This window comes from Actinoplanes sp. NPDC021490, assembly GCF_055562135.1.
This window is the reverse complement of the sequence record NZ_JBVHFW010000001.1, coordinates 520,526-541,674: the sequence shown is the minus strand read 5'-3', so window position 1 is coordinate 541,674 and position 21,149 is coordinate 520,526. Positions and strand designations below refer to the sequence as shown.

18 protein-coding genes are annotated in these 21,149 nt (G+C 71.2%); 6 read left to right on the top strand and 12 right to left on the bottom strand.

Annotation, left to right across the window (positions count from 1 at the left end; genetic code table 11):
- Position 1: 1 nt before the first annotated feature.
- Both ACZ3I4_RS02445 and ACZ3I4_RS02440 read right to left on the bottom strand, forming a co-directional pair.
- Positions 2-727: an SDR family NAD(P)-dependent oxidoreductase gene (locus ACZ3I4_RS02445; protein ID WP_465380058.1), complete on the bottom strand. Its 726-nt coding sequence runs from the start codon at positions 725-727 to the stop codon at positions 2-4.
- A gap of 170 nt (positions 728-897) precedes the next feature.
- Positions 898-2,172, bottom strand: a complete 1,275-nt coding sequence (locus ACZ3I4_RS02440) for an MFS transporter (protein ID WP_465380057.1) — start codon at positions 2,170-2,172, stop codon at positions 898-900.
- Positions 2,173-2,444: 272 nt separating this feature from the next.
- On the opposite strand from ACZ3I4_RS02440, the gene ACZ3I4_RS02435 reads away from it, so the two are divergent.
- Positions 2,445-4,229: a protein kinase domain-containing protein gene (locus ACZ3I4_RS02435; RefSeq protein ID WP_465380056.1), complete on the top strand. Its 1,785-nt coding sequence runs from the start codon at positions 2,445-2,447 to the stop codon at positions 4,227-4,229.
- Here the strand turns inward: ACZ3I4_RS02435 and ACZ3I4_RS02430 are convergent.
- The 8 genes from ACZ3I4_RS02430 to ACZ3I4_RS02395 all read right to left on the bottom strand — a co-directional run bounded on the left by ACZ3I4_RS02430 (position 4,196) and on the right by ACZ3I4_RS02395 (position 12,071).
- On the bottom strand, positions 4,196-5,695 hold the full coding sequence (locus tag ACZ3I4_RS02430; protein ID WP_465380055.1) for a fused MFS/spermidine synthase: 1,500 nt from the start codon (positions 5,693-5,695) through the stop codon (positions 4,196-4,198). The genes ACZ3I4_RS02435 and ACZ3I4_RS02430 overlap by 34 nt on opposite strands.
- Positions 5,696-5,740: 45 nt before the next feature.
- Positions 5,741-6,754: a coiled-coil domain-containing protein gene (locus ACZ3I4_RS02425; RefSeq protein WP_465380054.1), complete on the bottom strand. Its 1,014-nt coding sequence runs from the start codon at positions 6,752-6,754 to the stop codon at positions 5,741-5,743.
- Between the two features lie 64 nt (positions 6,755-6,818).
- Entirely contained in the window at positions 6,819-7,592 is a 774-nt protein-coding gene (locus ACZ3I4_RS02420; protein WP_465380053.1) for an SDR family NAD(P)-dependent oxidoreductase, read from the bottom strand.
- A gap of 3 nt (positions 7,593-7,595) precedes the next feature.
- Positions 7,596-8,405 (bottom strand): inositol monophosphatase family protein, encoded by an 810-nt coding sequence (locus tag ACZ3I4_RS02415; RefSeq protein ID WP_465380052.1) that lies wholly within the window; start codon positions 8,403-8,405, stop codon positions 7,596-7,598.
- Positions 8,398-8,853, bottom strand: coding sequence for a response regulator (locus ACZ3I4_RS02410; RefSeq protein WP_465380051.1), 456 nt, complete (start codon positions 8,851-8,853; stop codon positions 8,398-8,400). The genes ACZ3I4_RS02415 and ACZ3I4_RS02410 overlap by 8 nt, the downstream gene beginning before the upstream one ends.
- Positions 8,850-10,460 (bottom strand): sensor histidine kinase, encoded by a 1,611-nt coding sequence (locus tag ACZ3I4_RS02405; RefSeq protein ID WP_465380050.1) that lies wholly within the window; start codon positions 10,458-10,460, stop codon positions 8,850-8,852. Before ACZ3I4_RS02405 ends, ACZ3I4_RS02410 begins: the two co-directional genes overlap by 4 nt.
- Positions 10,457-11,659, bottom strand: a complete 1,203-nt coding sequence (locus ACZ3I4_RS02400) for a PP2C family protein-serine/threonine phosphatase (RefSeq protein WP_465380049.1) — start codon at positions 11,657-11,659, stop codon at positions 10,457-10,459. The genes ACZ3I4_RS02405 and ACZ3I4_RS02400 overlap by 4 nt, the downstream gene beginning before the upstream one ends.
- A gap of 76 nt (positions 11,660-11,735) precedes the next feature.
- Positions 11,736-12,071 carry a hypothetical protein gene (locus ACZ3I4_RS02395; RefSeq protein WP_465380048.1) on the bottom strand — a complete coding sequence of 112 codons (336 nt, stop codon included), beginning with the start codon at positions 12,069-12,071 and terminating at the stop codon, positions 11,736-11,738.
- Between the two features lie 74 nt (positions 12,072-12,145).
- Here ACZ3I4_RS02395 and ACZ3I4_RS02390 point away from each other — a divergent pair, with 74 nt between their 5' ends.
- Positions 12,146-14,503 carry a M28 family peptidase gene (locus ACZ3I4_RS02390; RefSeq protein ID WP_465380047.1) on the top strand — a complete coding sequence of 786 codons (2,358 nt, stop codon included), beginning with the start codon at positions 12,146-12,148 and terminating at the stop codon, positions 14,501-14,503.
- 12 nt (positions 14,504-14,515) lie between these two features.
- Here the strand turns inward: ACZ3I4_RS02390 and ACZ3I4_RS02385 are convergent, their stop codons facing one another.
- Both ACZ3I4_RS02385 and ACZ3I4_RS02380 read right to left on the bottom strand, forming a co-directional pair.
- Positions 14,516-14,800: a Smr/MutS family protein gene (locus tag ACZ3I4_RS02385; protein WP_202993745.1), complete on the bottom strand. Its 285-nt coding sequence runs from the start codon at positions 14,798-14,800 to the stop codon at positions 14,516-14,518.
- Positions 14,801-15,172, bottom strand: coding sequence for a tetratricopeptide repeat protein (locus ACZ3I4_RS02380; protein ID WP_465380046.1), 372 nt, complete (start codon positions 15,170-15,172; stop codon positions 14,801-14,803). It abuts the gene before it with no gap.
- 129 nt (positions 15,173-15,301) lie between these two features.
- Here ACZ3I4_RS02380 and ACZ3I4_RS02375 point away from each other — a divergent pair, with 129 nt between their 5' ends.
- The 4 genes from ACZ3I4_RS02375 to ACZ3I4_RS02360 all read left to right on the top strand — a co-directional run bounded on the left by ACZ3I4_RS02375 (position 15,302) and on the right by ACZ3I4_RS02360 (position 21,086).
- Positions 15,302-17,479 (top strand): hypothetical protein, encoded by a 2,178-nt coding sequence (locus ACZ3I4_RS02375; RefSeq protein ID WP_465380045.1) that lies wholly within the window; start codon positions 15,302-15,304, stop codon positions 17,477-17,479.
- A gap of 79 nt (positions 17,480-17,558) precedes the next feature.
- Positions 17,559-18,296 carry a response regulator transcription factor gene (locus ACZ3I4_RS02370; protein ID WP_465380044.1) on the top strand — a complete coding sequence of 246 codons (738 nt, stop codon included), beginning with the start codon at positions 17,559-17,561 and terminating at the stop codon, positions 18,294-18,296.
- Positions 18,274-19,833, top strand: coding sequence for a sensor histidine kinase (locus tag ACZ3I4_RS02365; protein ID WP_465380043.1), 1,560 nt, complete (start codon positions 18,274-18,276; stop codon positions 19,831-19,833). Before ACZ3I4_RS02370 ends, ACZ3I4_RS02365 begins: the two co-directional genes overlap by 23 nt.
- A 119-nt stretch (positions 19,834-19,952) precedes the next feature.
- A complete protein-coding gene (locus ACZ3I4_RS02360; protein ID WP_465380042.1) occupies positions 19,953-21,086 on the top strand; it encodes a 3-deoxy-7-phosphoheptulonate synthase in 1,134 nt (377 codons plus the stop codon).
- Positions 21,087-21,149 lie beyond the last annotated feature (63 nt).

Below are 21,149 nucleotides of genomic sequence, written 5' to 3'. Positions count from 1 at the left end.
GTCAGCGGCCCAGCACTGAGCCGCCGTTGACGTTGACGATCTGGCCGGTTACGTAGCGGCCGCCGGGACCGGCCAGCCAGCGGACGGCCTCGGCGATGTCGTCCGGCACGCCGGGGCGCTTGAGCAGGGTCGCGTCGACCCGGCTCTGGTGGCCCTCGGGGGTCATCCGGCCGGCGAAGAACTCGCTGTCGGTGACGTAGCCGGGGGCGATGACGTTGGCGGTGATGCCTTCCTGGCCCAGCTCTTTGGCCAAGTCGAGCACGTAGCCGTGCAGGGCGGCCTTGGCGGCGGAGTAGGGACCGCCGCCACCGCGCTGGGCGGCGATCGAGCTGGTCAGGATGATCCGGCCGCCGGGGCGGCGCAGGCCGGGCAGGAGGGCGGTGGTCAAGAGCACGGCGGTGAGGACGTTCGAGTCGAAGTTGGCTCGCCACTGGGCCGCCACGTCGTCGAGAGTGGAGCGGTCACCGGGCACGTAAGCGCCGGCGTTGTTGACCAGGACGTCGACGGGGCGGCCGGCGACGGCGGCGACCACCGCGGCGACCTGGGCGGGGTCGGAGACGTCGGCGGTCACCGCGGACGCCTGCGGGCCGATCCAGGCGACGGCCTCCTTCAGCACCTCGGGGCGGCGGCCGACGATGATCACGTCGTAGCCCTCGCCGGCGAGCATTCCTGCCGTCGAGCGGCCGATACCTGTACCGCCACCGCTGACCACCGCAAGCCTCGACATGCCCCCAACCCTATCGACGTGCGCGCCGCTCCACCGGCGCACCAATGGAGCAGGCGGGACAGCGAGGCCGGGCGGGATCGCCACGACACGCGGAAGGCAGCGAGGCACTACGCGGTCTACCACGGCGCCCGGGAGCGCCGGCCGGCTGCCGGCACTCCCGGGCGGGCCCGTCAGGGGGTGGGTGTGGGATCCGGCTGGGGGCGGAGCGAGGCGGAACGGAGAGGGCGCCAGGCTGCGGCGGCCACCAGGGTCATGGCCAGGGCTGCCGCCCAATAGGTAACTACCAGGCCGAAGGCGGTAGCTATCAGGCCGCCCAGCAGGGAACCGAGGGCGGCGCCGCCCAGGTCCAGGAAGGAGTAGACGCTGGTTACGCGGCCGAACATGGGTGTGGGGACGTCGCGCTGGCGGAGGGTGGTTACGACTACGCCCCAGACTGTGGTGTGGACGCCGAAGATGACGATCATTGTGGCGGCGGTGAAGGGGTTGCGGGTCAGGGCCAGGGTGGTGTGCAGGGCTATTTCGGTCAGCAGGCCCAGCCTGAGCAGCGAGGATGCGTTGAAGCGGCGGATCAGGGTGGGGGCGGCCAGCGTCCCTAGGAAGCCGCCGGCCGCGAACGACACGAGCAGGGTTCCGTACCCGACCTCGGTGAGGCCCAGGCGCTGCTCGGCGTAGAGGACGAAGACCGCGAAGGCGGCGCAGAAGGCGATGTTGCCGACCGCCATCGTGAACGCCAGGGTGCGGAGCAAGCGGTGGCGCATCAGCCATCGCACGCCTTCGGCGATCTCCGCGCGCAGGCGGGGACGGTCCGCGGCCGCTGGCGGGGCGCCGGCGGGCGGGGCGTCGGCGGGCGGGGGCGAAGTGGGTGAGACGGCTCGGATCGTGGCTATGAGGGACGCCGAGATGGCGAACGTCACGGCGTTGACGGCGAACGGCACCGCGGCGGCCACGAGGAACAACCAACCGCCCAACGGCTTCGCCGCGAACTGGTTGAGGACGTTGAAGTTGGCGTACATGAGGGAATTGGCTTGTGGTCGTCGCGACGGGGGCACGATCGCCGGGATGAAGGCGGCCGCGGCGGTGTCGGCCAAGGTTTCGCCGGTGCCGAGCACGAAGAAGACGGCCAGGATCAGGGGGACCGTGGCGACGTCGGCGGCGACCGCGAAGGCCAGCACGGCGAGGGACGTGGCGCGCACCACGTTGACCGCGACGACCAGGCGGCGACGGTCCAGGCGGTCGGCCCACGCGCCGCTGATCAGGGCGAACAGCAACCAGGGCAGTTGCTGGGCGAAGACGGCGGCGGCCACCGCGGCCGGGTTCGACGTGATCGCGGCGACCAGCAGGGGGCCGGCCACCATGGTGATGCCGTCGCCCAGGTTGGTGGCGGCGGAAGCGGTCCAGAGTTTCCAGAAGTCCGCACCCATGGGTGCGGCGAAAAGGGCACGCAAAAGGAGCTCCTCAAGCGAAGGGAACGGTCGGCGACCGCCCCGAGGCGAGGAGTGACGTGCGAGAGAGAGCCCTAGCGGGCGGTGGCACGTCCTCGCGTCGAGGCGAAGACCATCACCGAGGTGCGTTGCATGCGAACCCTCCGTCCGGAAAGGGCAGAAAAATAGGACAGGGAACACGGACAACCTAGCGGCAATACCGTCATCTGGGCACGAGCGTCGCGGGTTTCCCCGGACGGCTCCGGGCGGCCCGTCCCTCGGGTCACAATCGGCACATGGGGCGGTCGGAGCGAAAAGGGCAGATCGGATCGCTCCGTATCGGGCGGTATCGGCTTGTCGAGAAGCTGGGCACCGGCGGCATGTCCGAGGTGTGGCGCGGCTACGACGAGACCCTGGGCCGCCCGGTCGCCGTCAAGGTGCTCTCGCCACGCCTCGCCGGCGATCAGATGTTCCGCGACCGCATGCGGCAGGAGGCGCTGGCCGCCGCCCGTCTCGCCCACCCGCACATCACCGGGATCTTCGACTTCGGCGAGTCACCCCTCGACGAGTTGCTGACCCTCCCGTACGTGGTGATGGAGCTGAACGACGGCGAATCGGTGGCGAGCCGGATCACGCGTCGGGGCCCGCTGCCCTGGCGGGAGGCCGTGACCGTGGTCGTCGAGGTGGCGTCCGCGCTGGCCACGGCCCATGCGCGGGGCGTCGTGCACCGCGATGTCACGCCGGCCAACGTGATGCTGACCGGCGCCGGCGCCAAGGTCGTCGACTTCGGCATCTCGGCGATCGTCGGCCAGCGCGACGCCGCCCCGGACGGCAGCCTGCTCGGCACCCCGGCCTATCTCGCGCCGGAGCGGCTCGGCGGGGCGCAGGTTTCCGCGACGGCCGACGTCTACGCGCTCGGCCTGCTGCTCTACCGCTCCCTCTGCGGCCGCCTCCCCTGGCCGGCCGAGACCACGTCCGAGGCGCTCCGCGCTCACCTGTACGCCGACCCGGAGCCGTTGCCCTCGATCGCGGCCATGCCGGCGACCGTGGCCGACCTGTGCCTGCGCTGCCTGACCAAGGATCCGGCCGACCGTCCCACGGCGGCCGAGGTGGCCCGCGAGCTGGCCGTCGTCGTCGGCGTGCAGCCGATCATCCCGCCGGTCGTCGAGCGGGCGGCCGACGCGCCGGAGCCGATCCGCGGGGCCGCCTACCCGCCGGCGGTCGTTCCGCGGCGCCGCGCCGGGCTGGGCCGGGTGCTGCTGGCCTACCTCGGCCTGCCGGGCGGCGCGCCGGGGCCGCGGCCGGCCGCCCGGGAGCTGCGATTGCGGGCCGGGCTGAGGATCGGGGCGGCGTTGCGGCTCGGCGGGGTGCGCCCGCTCGGCGGGGGCCTGTTCGCGGCCGGCCGGACGAACGCCGGCGGAGTGATCGGTAAAGCGCACGGCCGGATGAACGCCGGCGGACCGGTCAGCAAAGCGCACGGCCGAATGAACGCCGGTGAAACGCGCAAGCGGCATCGGGTGCAGACGGCGCTGGTCACGCTGGCCGTGGCCGCGACGGCCGGGGTCGGGTGGGCGGCGGCCCAGGAGACGCCGGACGTGCAGGAGGCGCAGGCGGCCGGGTCCGGGGTGGTGGCAGCCGGGCCGGACGACGACGGCCGGTGCTCGGTGCGCTATCAGCTGCGGCGCGATTCGGGGCGCGACTACGAGGCCCAGTTGACCGTGTCCACGACGCAGGAGCTGGCGCAGAGCTCGTGGCGGGTGCAGTTCCTCTATCCGGGCAGTCAGCAACTCACCGGCTCGTCCAAAGCGGTCACGCAGAAGGGTCGCAAGGTGACCGCGAAGGGTCACGGCAAGCTGAAGTCGTTCACCTTGCGTGGCGAGTACCGCGACTACAACCCGCTGCCGCTGGCGTTTGCCGTCGACGGCGTCAAGTGCCGCGCCGAGGTGCTCGCCAACACGCCGGTGAGCCGTCACGAACGTTCGCGCGACAACCACAGTCGCCCGCCGCAGCAGACCGGCACGGCCGGCATCAGTGAACCGGGGAGCCGCTATCCGGCCAGGAGCTGGTCGACCGGGGCGTAGTCGTCGGTCAGCACCCGGGCGTTGTCGACGAAGTCATCCAGGGCCGGCCCGGTCAGCAGCACCGCGGGATCCTTCACCGCGGCCACCCGCTCGGCCACCTCCTCCGACGGCAGCGGAGCGGCCGAGGCCATGATGACGAAGTTGGCCCCCACCTCACCGTCCAGCGCCTGCCGGCTGCTGATCACGGCGACGTGCGGGAACGCCGCCGCCACCGTGGCCAGCTCGGCCCGGATGAACCGGTCGGGCGGATAGTCGATGACGTTCTGCACGTAGATGCCGCCGGGCCGCAGCACCCGGGCGATCTCCTGCGCCATCTCGCGGGTGGCCAGGTGCCACGGCACGGTCAGGTGGCCGAAGGCGTCGCCGATCACGAAGTCGTACGACGCGGACGGCTGGTCGGCCACCCCGACGCGCGCGTCCCCGACCCGTACGCGAAGGTCGGTTCCGGTCTCGAGGCCCAGTTTCTCGCGGTCGAGGTCGACCAGGCCGCCGTCGAGTTCGATCACCAGCTGGTCGCTGCCCGGCCGGGTGTCGCGCACGTAGTCGGGCATCGTGAAGCCACCCCCGCCGAGGTGCAGCACATCCACCGGCCCGGCCGGCAGCACGTCGGTCACCGCCCCGATCCACTGGATGTAGGCGAACTCGAGGTGGCGCGGGTTGTCCAGGTCGACGTACGAGTGCCGGGCCGAGTTGAGGATCAGCTCGCGACCGCCGGGCTCGGCCGGGTCGGTCTGCACCCGGGCACAGTGGTAGGCCGTCTCGACGTCGCACGGGTTCGGCGATGCCACCCCCAGCCCGGCGCCGACCAGACCGACCGACACCAGCACCGCCCGGGTGCGGGGTTTGCCGGGCATCGGCGCCCCGCCGCGTCCGCGCAGCCACCAGGCCAGCCCGCCGCCGGCCAGGGCGAGCAGCACCGCCAGCGAGATGATGATCCAGCTCGACGGCACCGCCGCCACGAAGATGAACCCGGTGGCCAGGGTGGCCGTGATCGCCCCCAGGGTGCCCATGCTGGACAGCCGCCCGACCACCGAACCCGTCCGGTTGAGATCGCTGAGCTGCAGCTTGACCACCAGCGGGGTGACCGCCGAGAGGATGAACGCGGGCAGGAAGACAGCCAGTGCGGCGAGCAGCAGCACGGCCGGCGCGGCCCCGCCCCGCAGGATCTCGCCGCCGAAGCGGACCAGGGGCAGGGTGACCGCCGTGAAGACGGCTCCGAGCAGCAGCGCCGGCACGAGCAGCGAGCGCGGGTCGTACCGGTCGGCGAGCCGCCCGCCCAGCCACGTCCCGTACGCGATGGCCGCCAGCGCGATGCCGATGACCGAGCTGCTCACCTGCAGGGTGACGCCGACATAGGGTCCGACGAGCCGCAACGCGACGATCTCGAGGACCAGGACCGCCCCGCTCGTGCCGAAGACCAGGGCGGTGGCGAGACCGGACGGAAGCGCACGCGGCGGGGTTTCCATCCGCCGGATGCTATCCGCCGTTACCTGCGAAGAACCTGACCGCCACTACAGCATCGAGACGTGGACATGGTTGGTGTGTTCCGCCGACGCCCCGCCGCTGCCGCTGTAGCTGCGCCAGCCGTCACCGGGCAACCAGATCTGACGGAACCAGATCACATACATCACACCGAGCCGGTCCGCGTTCTTCACGAAGTACGCGGCGAGCCGATCCCCGTACGCCCGGTCGTCGCCGGTCGCGGGCGAAGTCTTGTAGGTCGTCCGGTTCGACGACATGTCACAGGCCCGGCCCTTGGGATGCTCGCCGGAGTTCCGCTGGCTCCAGCACACCGTGTAGCGCGTGAAGCCGTCCGATTTCGCCTGCTGGTAGGCGTTCAGCGTGCGCGGCGTGAGGCAGCCCGAGCTGGTCGGGTCCTTGATCGTGCACCGCTCGTCGGGCCACGAGCCGTCGGAGTTGCGCGGCGCCGGCTTGGCCAGCGGCGAGTTGACCGACACGAAGCCGCCCGCGACCTGGCCACCGCCCACACTGGCCAGTGCGGCCGCAGCCTCGTTCTTCTTCTTGGTCAGCGCCGCGACCTGCTTGGTCTGCTCGCCGACCTCCTTGTCGATCGCCGCCTTGGCCGCCTTGGCCCGATCGAGCGCGCTGCGATACTGCACCAGGATCTGACCGTCGAGCTGGGCCATCATGTCGAGCTGCTGGATGCGCTGAAGGAAGTTGTCGGGCGAGCTCGAGTCGAGCAGCATCGACGCCGTGTTGGGCCGGCCGAGCCGGTACGACCGGCTGGCGATCTGGTTGACCTGGGACTCCATGGCCTTGGCGCCGGCCTGCGCCTGCTTGACCGTGTTCTGCAGCTGCACGGCCCGCTTCTTCGACGCTTTCAGCTTCTGGATCGCGACCGCCTGACCCTTGGCCGCGGACTCGAGCGCGCTGCGCAGCGTCTTGTCGTCACCCTCGTCCGGATCGGCATATGCCACCCCCGACGTAGCCGTCAGCAGAAGCGCGCAGGCCGCCACGAGCAGCACGAGCACACCACTGAGCCGGCGCTGGAAAACCGCCGCCACGGATACCTCCCCATCGTCAGCGCGGGCAGACTCTACCGTGATACGCAGGGGAGCGGCAGATCGATCAACTGGCCGAGTAACCACCGTCGACGAACAGTGTCTGGCCGGTCACGGCGACGGCGGCATCGCCGGCCAGAAAGACCGCACAAGCCCCGAAATCATCCGGTACGCCGTTTCTGCGGATCATGGCACGGGCCGCGTGTTTGGCGGCGATCGCCGGGTCCGCGAAGATCGGCTCGGTCAGCGGTGTGTGCACCACTCCGGGGGCGATCGCGTTGCAGCACACGCCCCGCGCCGACCAGGCCTCGGCCTGCGACCGGGTCAGCCCGACCAGGCCCGCCTTCGATGCGCCGTAGGCCCCGCTGTTCCCGTACGCGCGGAAGGCCTGTTGCGACGCCACGTTGATGATCCGGCCCCAGCCGCGTTCGGCCATCCGCGGCCCGAAGGCCTGGCCGAGCAGGAACGGGGCGGTGAGGTTGGCGGCCAGGGTGACGTCCCAGTCGTCCTCGGTGAGATCGTCGAGCGGCGGACGACGATTGACCGCGGCCGAGTTGACGAGAACGTCCGGAGCCCCGTACGAGCGAAGGGTCTGCTCGATGAGGACGGCGACGGCCCGGCGCTCGGCGAGATCGGCCTGGATCGCGTGTCCTTCGGCGCCGAAACCGCGCAGCTCGTCGACGACCTCGGCCATCGGCTCGGGCCGGCGGGCCACCAGCAGCACCCGCGCACCGGCCCGGCCCAGTGCGACCGCCATCGCGCGCCCGATGCCCGAGCTGCCGCCCGTCACCATCGCGGTGCGACCGGCCAGACCGAAAATGCTTTCCAGGTACGCCGACACGCTCTACAGCACCGAGGTGTCGGGGAAGAGCGTGTCGCGGACCGTACGCCACATGTCGTCGTTCGCGGCGACCAGCAGACCGCGCTCGCTGTCGGTCGGGCGGTAGGGCTCGCCATCGAGGTGCAACGCCGTGCCACCCGCCTCGCGAATGATCAGCGAACCGGGCACGTGGTCCCAGGGCAGGATCCGCCAGAACAGCGCGAACTGCTGCTCGTCGATCGCCACCGCCGGGTATTCGTAGCCGGCGCAGTGATGACCCTTGGTCACCTCACCGAACGACGAAGTGTGCGACGCGGCCACCTTTCGCAGGTGTTCGGGCAGGTAGTGGGTGGCCACGACGCCCCGCAACGCGCCCGCGCCGGGATTGTCGGTGCGGGTCTTCACCCGTACGCCGTCGCGGTAGGCCCCCGAGCCCGCCTCGGCGATCGTCATGTGGTCACCGACCACGTCGAGGATCCACGATGCGGCCGGCTCGCCGTCGCGCAGCAGGGCCACCATCACCGCGAACGGGGTCTTGCCGGCGGCGAAGTTGTTGGTGCCGTCGACCGGGTCGACGATCCACACCGCGCCGGAGTCACCGACCCGCTCGAGCACGCGCGGATCGGCGGCCACCGCTTCCTCGCCGACCACGGTCGAGCCGGGCAGCAGCGCGGTCAGGCCGCGGGTCAGCGCCTGCTCGGATTCCTTGTCGGCAATGGTGACCAGGTCACCGGGCGCCTTCTGGTCGACCTCGTCGGTCGACAGGTGACGGAAACGCGGCAACACGATGGTCGCCGCGACCTCCCGGATGAGCTCGCCGACCTGATCAAGCACGCGGCGGCAACTTCACGACGCTGACGAAGAACTCGTCGATCTGCCGGATGACCGTGATGAACCGTTCGAAGTCGACCGGCTTGGTCACGTACGCGTTGGCGTGCAGCTGGTAGCTGCGCAGGATGTCCTCGTCGGCGGCCGAGGTGGTGAGCACGACGACCGGGATGCGACCCAGATCGTCGTCCTTCTTGATCTCTTCCAGCACCTCGCGGCCGTCCCGCTTGGGCAGGTTGAGATCGAGCAGGATCAGGTCGGGGCGGACGGCGTCCGCGTATCGGCCCTCGCGCCGCAGGTAGGACAACGCCTCGGCCCCGTCGGAGACGACGTTGAGCCGGTTGCGGACCTTGTGCTCCTCGAACGCCTCCTGGGTCATCAGCACGTCGCCCGGATCGTCCTCGACCAGCAGCACCTCGATCGGGGTGCCGTCGGCCCGTATCGCAGCCGTCATGCCGTGACCTCTTTCCTTGTCTCCTGCGCCGGCGCCGCGGGCTCCTCGTCGTCGGAGAGGCCCGGCAGCACCGGAAGGGTGAACCAGATCGATGTGCCTTCCTCGACGTCGAGGTCCAGCCAGATCCGTCCGCCATGATATTCGACGATCTTCTTGACGATCGCCAATCCGATACCGGTGCCCTCGTACGCGTCCCGGGCGTGCAGCCGCTGGAAGATGACGAACACCTTGTCGGCGAACTCAGCCTCGATGCCGATGCCGTTGTCCCGTACGTTGATCCGCCACTCGTCGGCCTCGCGCTCGGCGCTGACCCGGATCACCGGCGGCACGTCGGGCCGGCGGAACTTCAGCGAGTTGCCGATCAGGTTGACGAACAGGGTCGTGAGCAGCGGCTCCTCGCCCTCGACGGTCGGCAGGCCGGACCACGTGATCTCGGCGTCCTCGCCCGCCCGCACCTCGAGCTGCGACTTGACCTCGGTCAGCACGCGGTCGAGCGGCACTTCGGTGAACCCGGCCGTGAGCCGCCCGATCCGGGAGAACGCGAGCAGGTCGTTGATCAGGCGCTGCATCCGCTGGGCGCCGTCGACCGCGAAGGCGATGTACTGATCGGCGCGCTCGTCGAGCTGACCGGAGTAGCGGCGCTGGAGTAACTGGCAGAAGCTGGCCACCTTGCGCAGCGGCTCCTGCAGGTCGTGCGAGGCGACGTAGGCGAACTGCTCGAGGTCGCGGTTGGACCGGGTCAACTCCTCGGCCTGCACCTTGAGCTGGTCGTTGACCCACTCGATCTGGCTGCGGGCCTCGCGCACCTCGGCCAGCTCGGCCGAGATCTTGCGCCGCATGCCGTCGACGTCGTCGGCCAGACTGGCCAGCTCGGGCGATCCGGTGCTGCTGATGTGCCGGTCGTAGTCGCCGTCGGCCACCTCGCGCACCTGCTCGGCCAGCTCGGTCACCGGGCGACTGACCATCCGGTCGAGCAGCAGGAGCAGCGCCGACCCGGCCAGGATGATGATCGCGGCGGCGGCGATCTGGATGGCCACCATGGTGCGGCTGCTGGCCTTGGCCGAGTCGGCCGACCGGGTGCGCAGCACCTGGATGTCGTCCTGCATGGTCGCGATGGCGCCGCGCAGTGCGTCGAACCGGGCCGTCGAGGTGCCCTTGAGGCGGTCCTGACCGGCCTGGGTGCCGTCGGCGCGGATCAGCGCGATCACCGGCTCGGCCACCTCGCGGTGCCATTCGGCGGCTCGCTGCTCGACGAGCTGCAGCGCCTCGCGGATCTGGGTGTCCTCGGGGTTGAGCAGGTCGTCGATCCGGGCGATCAGTCGCTGCTCGTCGGCGAGGCCCTGCGCGTACGGCCGGAGGTTGTCCTCGTTGCCGGTGATCGCGAAGCCCCGGATGCCGGTCTCCTGATCGACGTACGCCGTGTTGAGCGTCTCGCCCGCGGCCCGCATCGGGCTGGCCCGGTTGAGCACGTCGTCGAGCTGGCGGTTGTTCTGCGCGGCCGTGATCGCGGCGAACACGCCGAGCGCGCTGAGCAGCACCCCGACCGTGATGCAGAGCGCGACGATGCGCCGCCGCAGGGTCCAGGTGCTCAGGTCGAACGGGTTCATCGGCCGCTCCCCCGCGAGATCAGCAGCATCGCGACGTCGTCGGCCAGCGGGCCACCGTTGGCGTGCTCGGCCCGGCCGACCAGCCAGGCCGGCAGCGCGGGCAGCGGCACCGTGCGGGCGGCCGGCTCGTCGAGCAGGTCGCAGAGGCCGGACACGTCGAGCCGTTCGTTACCCACGCCGGTGTGGCCCTCGATCAGGCCGTCGGTGTACATCAGCAAGGACCAGTCATCTCCGAAGAACTCCACCTCGGTGGCGGGAGTGGGCCGCGGGCTGACCCCGAGCACGATCCCTCTGCGTGCCTCGACCGGGCCGGCCCGGTCGCCGCTGAGCAGCACCGGGGGCGGGTGGCCGGCCAGCCGTACGACGGCCTTGTTGACGTCGAGGTCGAGCGTCACCGCGGCCACGGTCGCGAAGACCTCGCGGGCGCGGCGCTCGCTCATCAGCACCTGTTCGAGCGAGGGCAGGATCTGCTCGTCGGGCACGCCGGCCAGCACCAGCGCGCGCCAGGCGACCCGGAGCTCGACGCCGAGCGCCGCCTCGTCGACGCCGTGTCCGCAGACGTCACCGACGATGACCTGCAGTTTGTTGCTTCCCACCTGGACGACGTCGAAGAAGTCGCCGCCGAGCAGGCCCATCGCGCGGCCCGAGCGATAGAACGTGTGCACCGCCACCTGCTCGGTGGACATGAGCGGCTGGGGCAGCAGACCGCGTTCGAGGCGGGCCGATTCGGCCTGGCGCAGCTCGATCTCGCGGAGCCGCTGGGCGTTCTCGTCGGCCCGCTTGCGCTCGACGGCGTAGCGCAACGCCCGGGTCAGCAGGACGCCGTCGACCTGCCCCTTGACCAGATAGTCCTGGGCGCCCTCGGCCACCGCGGCCACGCCCAGGTGCTCGTCCGAGCGGCCGGTCAGCACGCAGACCGCGGCGCTGCCCGCCACCGCGAGCAACTTGCGCAGCCCGTCGATGCCCTCGGCGTCGGGCAGGCCGAGGTCGAGCAGCACACAGTGAATGCCGTTGAGCAGGCCGCGGGCCTCGCGCAGGCTGGTCGCAACCTGCAGGTCGAAGGGCGCCTCGGCCTCGTGCAGCAGCTCGCGGACGAGGAAGGCGTCGCCCTCGTCGTCCTCGACCAGCAGGACGTGCAGGCGTTCCTGATAGGCCGGGGTGCCGGGGTGGGCCCGGGGCGCGACCGAGCGCTCAGTCATGCCGACCCCTCACCTTGTCCGCCCACCCGCTTGTGCCCGCTGATGGTGTACCACTCGGCGCGGGCGCACAACACTCTCACGTAGCCTCCTCGGCGGCCACGCGACGGGCGTGCTGCGCGATGACCTCTCCGAGGATGCCGTGCAGCCGTCCGCACTCACGGCAGTGCAGATTCTCGTCGAGGTGACGTCCGCCGCACTCCACGCAAGTGCCCCGGTCTTCCGGGTCGCGATAGGCCGCGAGCGCCTTGCACATGGCCCGGATCACATGGTCGCTGACCGGGAAGACGCCCTCGCCCATGGCCGTGCGCACCCCCACCATCGCGACCGGCCCGGCCTCGGGCTGGGGGTCGTAGGGCGCGACGGCGTCGATGAAGGCGGCCACCACGGCGGCGGGGTCGAACGGCGTGCTCACCCCGACAACGCTAGGCCACGCCCTAAACGATCTTCCGGCTACCCGGCGTCGTACCCAACCGCTTAGATACACCCATGCGTGCTCCCGCCCTCGCCGACCCGGCGCACCGCGCCCTGGCTGCCGTCGTCGCCGTCGTCGTGCTGGCGCTGGCCGGGGCGGCCGGTCTGGCCGCGGTGCGGCCGCCCGAATCGCGTCCCGCCTCGGCGCCCGCCACGCAGTTCAGCGCCGAGCGCGCTCTCCAGCAGGTCGAGGCGATCGCCGGGCGGCCTCATCCGGTCGGCAGCGCCGCCAACGACGAGGTCCGTGAGCATCTGCTGACCACGCTGCGCGGGATGGGCCTGACCCCCGAGGTGCAGGACACGGTGTCGGTCGAGGGGGCCGGGCTGTCGGCCAGTGAGGGCGGGGCCGGGCTGGCCCGCGTACGAAATGTGATCGCGCGGATCCCCGGCACCGGCTCGACCGGCCGTGTCCTCGTCGTCGCCCACTACGACTCGGCGCAGGTCGCGCCGGGTGGCAACGACGACGCGGCGGGCACCTCCACGATTCTCGAGACGGCCCGGGCCCTGCTCGCCTCGCCCCGGCTCCGCAACGACGTGGTGCTCGTGCTGACCGACGGCGAGGAGGCCTGCCTCTGCGGCGCCAAGGCCTTCGTCGATCAGCACCCGCTGGCCCGCGACGGCGGCGTCGTGATCAACATCGAGGCCCGCGGCAGCAGCGGCCCGGCCATCATGTTCGAGACCTCGGCCGGCAACGGCGGGCTGGTCGAGGCCTATGCGCACGCCTCCAAGCCGGTGGGCACGTCGTTCGCCGTCGAGATCTATCGCCTGCTCCCCAACGACACCGACTTCACCCCGTTCCGCGAGGCGGGCTTCGCGGGCATGAACGCGGCCTACATCGACGGCGCGGCGCTCTATCACGCGCCGACCGACGTGCCCGCCGCGGTGAATCGGGCCAGCCTGCAGCACCACGGCGACAACACGCTGGCCGTGGTGCGCGAGCTCGGCGATCGTGACCTGGCGTCGCTGAAACGCACGGACGGCGCGGACGCCACCTACTTCCCCGTCCCCGGGCTGCTCGTCCGCTATCCCGGCTCGCTGGTCTGGCCGATCGCGATTCTGGCCCTGGTCGCGGTGACCGCGCTGGCCTGGCTGGCCCGCCGGCGGAGGCTGATCACCGGGCGGCGCGTCCTGATCGCCGGCGCGCTGACGCTGGTGCCGATCGTGCTCGCTCTCATGCTGGCCCAGGCGCTCTGGTTCGTATTGACCAAGATCCGGCCCGAGTACGCCGGAATGCCCATCGACCCGTACCGCCCGGGGCTCTATCGGCTGGCCGTGATCCTGCTGGCCACGGCCGTGGTCCTCGCCTGGTTCGCGCTGCTGCGCCGCCGGCTGGGCCCGGCCGCCCTGGCCATCGCCGGTCTGGGCTGGCTCGCCGTGCTCGGGCTGGCGCAGGCCGCGTCCATGCCCGGCGGCTCCTACCTGGCCGCCCTGCCCGCCCTGGCCGGCGCGCTGACCGGCCTGGTCGCGGTGGCCACCCGCGGCTGGTGGCCGGTGATCGCGGTGACGCTGGGAGGCGCGGTGTCCACGCTCATCCTGCTGCCCACGGTGATTCTGCTGTTCCCGGCCCTGGGCCTGGGCCTGGACGCGGCCGGGGCGTTCCTCACCGTCCTGCTCGGCCTGGCCCTGCTGCCGGTGATCGACCTGATCCACCCGACGGCCGGTGGTCAGCGCGGGCTCGAGGCGCTGCGCGGCCGCCGGCTGGGCGCGCTGCCCACGCTCGCCGCTGCCGTGGCCGCGCTGGTCTGCACGGTCGCCGGGCTGGCGGTCGACCGGTTCGACGCCGAGCGACCGGCCCTGACCCAGCTCATGTACGCGCTGGACGCCGACGACAACACCGCCCGCTGGATCAGCGACGAATCGACCGTCCAGCAGTGGACCAGCCAGTTCGTGAAGGGCGAGCCGCGCCGCGTCGACGACACGATGCCCTCGTTCGGCCCGCACCAGGTGCGCACCGGCGAGGCGCCGGCGGCCGATCTGCCCGCGCCGCAACTGACCGTGGAGGCGGACACGCGTACGGGCGAAACCCGCACCCTCCGGCTCCGGCTGAAACCGCAGCGTCAGGTCCGCCTGGTCACCCTGCACGTGGCGGCCGGGACGCGGGTCGAATCGGCGACCGTGGGCGGGCGGCCGATGCCCGTGCAGGCCCCCACCGAGGGCGTGTGGGGCTGGGGTTTCGTCTTCCACGCCCCGCCCGCCGACGGCGTCGGCATCACGCTGACCGTGCGCGGTGCCGGTCCGGCCGAGTTCCGGGCGATGGACGGCAGCGACGGGCTGAGCGAGCTGCCCGGCTTCAAGCCCCGCCCGGCCGGTGTCGGCATCGTCGGCTCCCACACGAGCGAGCTGCTCGCGGTGGCCAAGACGTACACGTTCTGAGCGCGAGCGGCTCTAACGGCCGCGGCCGCGGCGGCCGGTCGACTCGTTGTGACGGAAGTGCACGAAGAGGCGGCCCCAGTTGTCGCCGTCCTTCTCGACCCGGTGATAGAGCTGCTTGATCTCTTTCTGGTCGAGGAAGCGCAGCACCTTCTTCTTCAGCGCGCCGCTGCCCTTGCCCGGGATGATCTCGACGGTGCTGGCCTTCTTCTGCACCGCCTCGTCGATGATCCCGCGCAACGCCCGGTCGATCTCCTGACCCCGGTTGAAGATGTCGTGCAGGTCGAGCTTGAGTTTCACTTAAGAGTCCTCTGCTTTGCCGAGCCACTGCTCGACCCGGTGCACTGCGTCCTCGTAATCGGAATGCTGCTTCATCGCCGCGGCCAGCCGCAGGTGGGGCAGCGCCTCACGAAAACGGCCGCCCCGCTCCAGGGTGCGGCCGAGCACGTGGTGCGCGTAATGATCCGACGGATCGTGCTCGATCAGCCTGCGCAGCTGCTCCTCGGCCCCGTTGAGCTGGGCCGAATTGAAATAGGCCCGGGCCAGCAGCTGGCGGACGGCCGCGTTGCCCGGCTCGGCCTCGACTATCGGCTCGAGCAGCTTGGCCGCCCCGAGCGGGTCGCCGGACTCGAAGAAGAAGGTGGCCCTGCGGTATTCCTCGAGAAGATCCACCAACAGCTCCTCACGTTCGCGCCCAACCCAACTTAACGCTGGCACAACGACGCGCCAACGGCGAGTCCGATCACCCAAGCTTCCCGACAAAACGCTCCAAAGGCCACCCGGTCGTCAGACAATGCCTGCGTGGGGGACTTTCCGAGCCATCTCGTGACCGCACCGGCCCGTCCTCGATTCGGGCGGTTCAGGGCGACCGCGATCGGCGTGTTCGTGCTCGGCCTGTGCGCGCTGCTCGCGGGCGGCGCGGCGGCGCCGGCGCTGAATTCGCCCGCGTTCCTGATCGCGGGAATGAACGAGATCCCGTCGCCGCCGCAGGGCACCTCGTGGGCGCCCGCGCCGCGCGAGGCCGGTGGCCTGCGGATGATCGCCAGCTCCGACGGGCAGGACTTCGAGCTGCACACGGCCGGGGGCGACCGGACCTTCCTGCCCGGCGTCGACCTCGGCGACACCACGCCCGGCCACCTGCCCGGCGAGGGCGCGATCTCGGCCGCGCAGTACCGGGCCTGGTTCGCGGCGATGAGCTATCTGGGCCTGCGCGTGGTGCGGATCTACTCGATCCACCCGCCGGCGTTCTACGACCAGCTGGCCGCCTGGAACGAGGCGAACCCGGACCGCCCGCTGTATTTCGTGCAGGGCGTCGCGCTGCCCGACCAGACGTACGTGGCCAAGGGCAACCTCTTCGACAAGCGGGTGACCACCGCGTTCCGCCAGGAGCTGCGGGCGGCCGCCCAGGTGGTGACCGGCGACTATCGCCGCACCACGGTGCCCGGTCGGGCTGGCGGCACGTGGACCACCGACGTCTCGCCGTGGCTGGCCGGCTGGATCGTCGGCGACGAGATCGACCCGGCGGCCGCCGCGGCCTCGGACAAGCGCAACGCCGACGTGCCGCGGTTCGCGGGCAAGTACTTCCGGAACACGCCCAAGTCGACGCCGACCGAGCGCTGGCTGGCCGCCCGCATGAACGACCTGGCCGGGTTCGTCGCCGGGCACGGGGTCAGCCAGCCGATCGCGTTCGTGAACTGGCCCACCACCGATCCGCTGCGCCACCCCGAGGAACCGCTCGAGCAGGAGGACCTGATCGGGATCGACGCCAACCACGTGCTGCCCACGGCGGACTGGCCGGCCGGGACGTTCGCGAGCTACCACGCGTACCCGTTCTATCCGGACTTTCTGCGGCACGAGCCCGACCTGATCAACTACGAGTACGGCGGGGTCCGCGACCCGTACGCGGGATACCTGGCCGACCTGCGCCGGCACCACCCCACGATGCCCACGCTGATCACCGAGTTCGGCGTGCCGTCGTCGATCGGCTCGGCCCACAACGCCCCCCTGGGCCGCACCCAGGGCAACCACAGCGAGCAGGACGCGATGCGGATCAACGCCGAGCTGATGCGGATGATCCACGATCAGGGCCTGGGGGCTGGCTTCGTCTTCAGCTGGGCCGACGAGTGGTGGCGCTACACCTGGAACACGGCCGGAGCGCAGGACCCGCGGCGCCGCCAGCTGTGGCACGACCCGATGACCAACGAGCAGGGCTTCGGCGTGCTCGCGATGGACGCGGACGGGGCGCCGGACGCCGCGGAGCAGCACCTGCTGGACACCGACGGCTGGCCGGCGCGGACGGTCGACGCGCGGGTGGACGAGGCGTACCTGACCCTGCAAGTCGAGCTGGCCGAGTCGGCGCCGGGCACGATGATGGTGGGCTTCGACGTGCTGCCCGGTGTGACCGGCGCGCCGATGCCGGGCAGCGCCGACCGCCGGCCCGACGCTGTCTTCGCGCTCAACCTGGTCGGGCACAGCGGGCAGGCGTACGTCCGGAATCAGATCGACCCGATGAAGCTGGACTTCTCGGTGCCGGCCGCCGAGCGGGGCCCGGCCCCGGAGGGCTGGAAGCCCTTCGAGCTGGTCGTGAACCGCGCGGTGACCGTGCCCCGGCTGGGTGCCAAGCTGCCGGTCGAGTTGCAGAACGCCGGGCAGCTGCGGCACGGCACCTGGGAGCCGGACGACGAACGTGCGGACAGCCGGGCGCTCTGGCATCTCGACGACAACGACCTGACCGTACGGGTGCCGTGGTCGATGCTGGGCTTCGCCGACCCGTCCGCCCATCGGGTGGCCGTGCCCCGGAACGGGAAGCTGACCACCCAGGTCAGCCCCGGGGTGACGGTGTCGCTGATCGCCTCGGGCACCGATCAGGCGGTCGGCCAGGTCAGGTGGTCCGACTGGACGCGGCCCTACTACTCCGAGCGAATCAAGCAGGGAGCCGCGGAGCTGCGGGACGCCGCGCTGGCCACCACCTCCGGCTGACCGCTTCGCTCACGCGCCTCACAGGTGGTACACAGGAAGCCGAAAGCAAGCGCATAGCCTGGCCCGTGACAGTTAGGGCATGACGATGGCGAACGCAGACTCCAGCACCGACCTTCGCCGGCCCGACGGGGGTCCGGTCCGGGTTCTCGTGGTCGACGACGAGCCGACGCTGGCCGAGCTCCTCTCGATGGCGCTGCGTTACGAAGGCTGGGACGTCAAGAGCGCGGGCGACGGGCAGACCGCCGTGCGCACCGCCCGCGAGTTCCGTCCCGACGCCGTCGTCCTCGACATGATGCTTCCCGACATCGACGGGCTCGAGGTGCTGCGCCGGCTGCGCGGCGAGACGCCCGAGGTGCCGGTGCTGTTCCTCACGGCCAAGGACTCCGTGGAGGACCGGATCACCGGCCTGACCGCGGGCGGCGACGACTACGTCACCAAGCCGTTCAGCCTGGAGGAGGTCGTGGCCCGGCTGCGCGGCCTCATGCGCCGGATGGGTCACGCCCCCATGCGCACCGACTCGCAGCTGATCGTCGGCGACCTCACGCTCGACGAGGACAGCCATGAGGTGCGCCGGGGCGGCGACCTGGTCACGCTGACCGCCACCGAGTTCGAGCTGCTGCGCTATCTCATGCGCAACCCGCGCCGGGTGCTCAGCAAGAGCCAGATCCTCGACCGGGTGTGGAACTACGACTTCGGCGGGCAGGCCAACGTCGTCGAGCTCTACATCTCGTACCTGCGTAAGAAGATCGACGCCGGTCGCGCACCGATGATCCACACGATGCGCGGAGCGGGTTATGTCCTCAAGCCAGCGGACTGAGACGGCCTCGACCCGCCCGTCGCGCTGGCGCAGCCCCGCGGGCTGGCCGCTGCGCACGCGGATCGTGGCCATCATCATGGTGCTGCTCACGGTTCTGGGCCTGGCGGTCGGCGGCACCGCGTTCTTCTTCCTCCGCAACACGCTCTACACCCAGGTCGACGCCAAGCTCGACACGGCCGGCCGGCCCGGCCCCGGCGGCGGCAAGTTCCAGTTCCCGTTCGACGACACCCACCCCTTCCGCGGCGCCGAGCCCGGGTCGATCACCATCACCTACACCGGCGTGAGCGACATCGAGGGCGGCCTGGTCGAGGCGTTCACCAACACCGAGGGCTTCCCCGACACGCGGTACAAGACGCTCAGCGATGTCGCCAACGCCGAACTGCTGGCCGTGCCGGTCGACGGCGAGAAGTCGACGGTCAGCCTCGACGGCTACGGGTCGTACCGGGTGGTCTCGGAGACGACGAACGAGGGCACGATCCGGGTCACCGCCATCTCGCTCAAGAACACGAACTTCACGCTGCTGCGGGTCGCCCTGGTCACCGGGGGCGCGGTGCTGATCGCCCTGGGCATCGCCGGGTGGGCCGGCGCCCTGATCGTGCGCCGCACCCTGGCCCCGCTCGACCGGGTCGCGGCCACCGCCACCAACGTCTCCGAGCTGCGGCTCGACCGTGGTGAGGTGCGGCTGGCCCAGCGCGTGCCCGAACGCGACACCGACCCCCGCACCGAAGTCGGGCAGGTCGGGGCCGCGCTCAACCAGATGCTCGACCACGTCGGCAACGCGCTCGAGGCGCGGCACGCCAGCGAGATGCAGGTACGCCAGTTCGTCGCCGACGCCAGCCACGAGCTGCGTACGCCGCTGGCCGCCATCCGCGGATACGCCGAGCTCAGCCGGCGCAGCCGTGCCCCGGTCCCCGGCGAGATCGCGCACGTGCTCAACCGCGTCGAGTCCGAGGCCAAGCGCATGACCGGCCTGGTCGAGGATCTGCTGCTCCTGGCCCGCCTCGACTCCGGCCGGCCGCTCGCCCACGACCCGGTCGACCTGACCATGCTCGTCGTCGACACGGTCAGCGACGCGCACGCCGCCGGGCCCGGCCACCTCTGGCAGCTCGACCTGCCCGAAGAGCCGGTCACCGTGATCGGCGACGGCGGCCGGTTGCACCAGGTGCTGGCCAACCTGCTGGCCAACGCGCGGACGCACACGCCCGAGGGCACGACCGTGACCGTCACGGTCACCTCGACGCCCAGCTCGGCCGTGCTGCACGTCAGCGACAACGGCCCGGGCATCCCCCGCGAGCTGCAGCCGCACATCTTCGAGCGGTTCGCCCGCGGCGACAGTTCACGCTCGCGCGCGGCCGGCAGCACCGGTCTCGGCCTGTCGATCGTGCACGCCGTCGTGCAGTCGCACCGCGGCCACGTCTCGGTCGACAGCCAACCCCGCCGTACGGTCTTCACGGTCGAACTGCCGCTGGGCCGTCCCGCGGTCCCCGCCGTCCCATCAGCTGAGCAGTTCGCTCAGATCGCTCCCCCGTCGAATTGAGGCGCTATGCTTTCCGACGTGTCTCGTTGGTATTGGTTTATGGAGCCGGCTCCCGCCGGTGCCTCAGCCATGACCATGATCTGAGACACCACGCCAGAGCCGGCCCGGGCAGCGACACGATGTCGCTGCCTTTTTGTTTGCCGGCTCTCAGGGTGGGGGTCGGCGCAGAAGTGGAGACCACCGTGACTGCCCCCGAGGTTCAGCGCGTTCGTGACCAGCGCATCGAGGCCGTCGTCCCGCTGATGAGCCCCGCGCTGCTGCACCACGAGCTGCCGCTGACGAGCGACTTGCACGACACCGTGCTGGAGGGCCGCCGCCAGGTCGAGGACGTGCTGAACGGCCGAGATCCGCGGCTGCTCGTCGTCGTCGGCCCATGTTCCGTGCACGACCCCGTCGCCGCCGGCGAATACGCCTCGCTGCTGGCCGGGGCCGCGGACCGTTTCTCGGACGACCTGCTGGTCGTCATGCGGGTGTACTTCGAGAAGCCGCGCTCGACCGTCGGCTGGAAGGGTCTGATCAACGACCCGGCGCTGGACGGCACCGGCGACGTCGGCACCGGCCTGCGAATCGCCCGGCGGCTGCTGCTCGAGATCGTCGGCAAGGGCCTGCCGACCGCCGTCGAGTTCCTCGACCCGATCACCCCGCAGTACATCGCCGACACCGTGAGCTGGGGCGCCATCGGAGCCCGTACGGTGGAATCGCAGGTGCACCGGCAGCTCTCGTCGGGCCTGTCGATGCCGATCGGCATGAAGAACCGCCCCGACGGCAGCATCTCCACCGCCATCGACGCGATCCACGCCGCCGCCGTGCCGCACGTCTTCCCCGGCATCGACTACTCCGGCACCCCGGCGATCCTGCACACCACCGGCAACCCGGACACCCACCTGGTGCTGCGCGGCGGCGGAGGCAAGCCCAACTACAGCGCCGAAGACGTCAACGCGGCGCTCGCCCTGCTGCGCAAGGACGGCCTGGCCGAGCGACTGGTGATCGACTGCTCGCACGGCAACAGCGGCAAGGACCACCTGCGCCAGCCCATCGTGGCCGAGGACGTGGCCGGCCAGATGGAGGCCGGGCAGCGTGGCATCAGCGGCGTCATGCTCGAGAGCTTCCTCGTGCCCGGCCGCCAGGAACTGGGTGGCTCGCTGGTCTACGGCCAGTCGGTGACCGACGCCTGCATGGGCTGGGACCCGACCGTCGGGGTGCTCGAGCGCCTCGCCGTGGCGTCGGCCAAGCGGCGCACAACTCACAGCTAGGGCACAGGGTCGGCATAACGGCGGGACAGGGCGGACGCCGAATCTGGTCGAGGTAAAAGTCCG

What these genes read in the sequence shown, in the direction of transcription:
- ACZ3I4_RS02445 (WP_465380058.1), bottom strand. Translation starts at nt 727, where the DNA reads ATGTCGAGGCTTGCGGTGGTCAGCGGTGGCGGTACAGGTATCGGCCGC.
- ACZ3I4_RS02435 (WP_465380056.1), top strand. Translation starts at nt 2,445, where the DNA reads ATGGGGCGGTCGGAGCGAAAAGGGCAGATCGGATCGCTCCGTATCGGG.
- ACZ3I4_RS02365 (WP_465380043.1), top strand. Translation starts at nt 18,274, where the DNA reads ATGTCCTCAAGCCAGCGGACTGAGACGGCCTCGACCCGCCCGTCGCGC.
- ACZ3I4_RS02390 (WP_465380047.1), top strand. Translation starts at nt 12,146, where the DNA reads ATGCGTGCTCCCGCCCTCGCCGACCCGGCGCACCGCGCCCTGGCTGCC.
- ACZ3I4_RS02430 (WP_465380055.1), bottom strand. Translation starts at nt 5,695, where the DNA reads ATGGAAACCCCGCCGCGTGCGCTTCCGTCCGGTCTCGCCACCGCCCTG.
- ACZ3I4_RS02360 (WP_465380042.1), top strand. Translation starts at nt 19,953, where the DNA reads ATGTCGCTGCCTTTTTGTTTGCCGGCTCTCAGGGTGGGGGTCGGCGCA.
- ACZ3I4_RS02370 (WP_465380044.1), top strand. Translation starts at nt 17,559, where the DNA reads ATGACGATGGCGAACGCAGACTCCAGCACCGACCTTCGCCGGCCCGAC.
- ACZ3I4_RS02410 (WP_465380051.1), bottom strand. Translation starts at nt 8,853, where the DNA reads ATGACGGCTGCGATACGGGCCGACGGCACCCCGATCGAGGTGCTGCTG.
- ACZ3I4_RS02400 (WP_465380049.1), bottom strand. Translation starts at nt 11,659, where the DNA reads ATGACTGAGCGCTCGGTCGCGCCCCGGGCCCACCCCGGCACCCCGGCC.
- ACZ3I4_RS02405 (WP_465380050.1), bottom strand. Translation starts at nt 10,460, where the DNA reads ATGAACCCGTTCGACCTGAGCACCTGGACCCTGCGGCGGCGCATCGTC.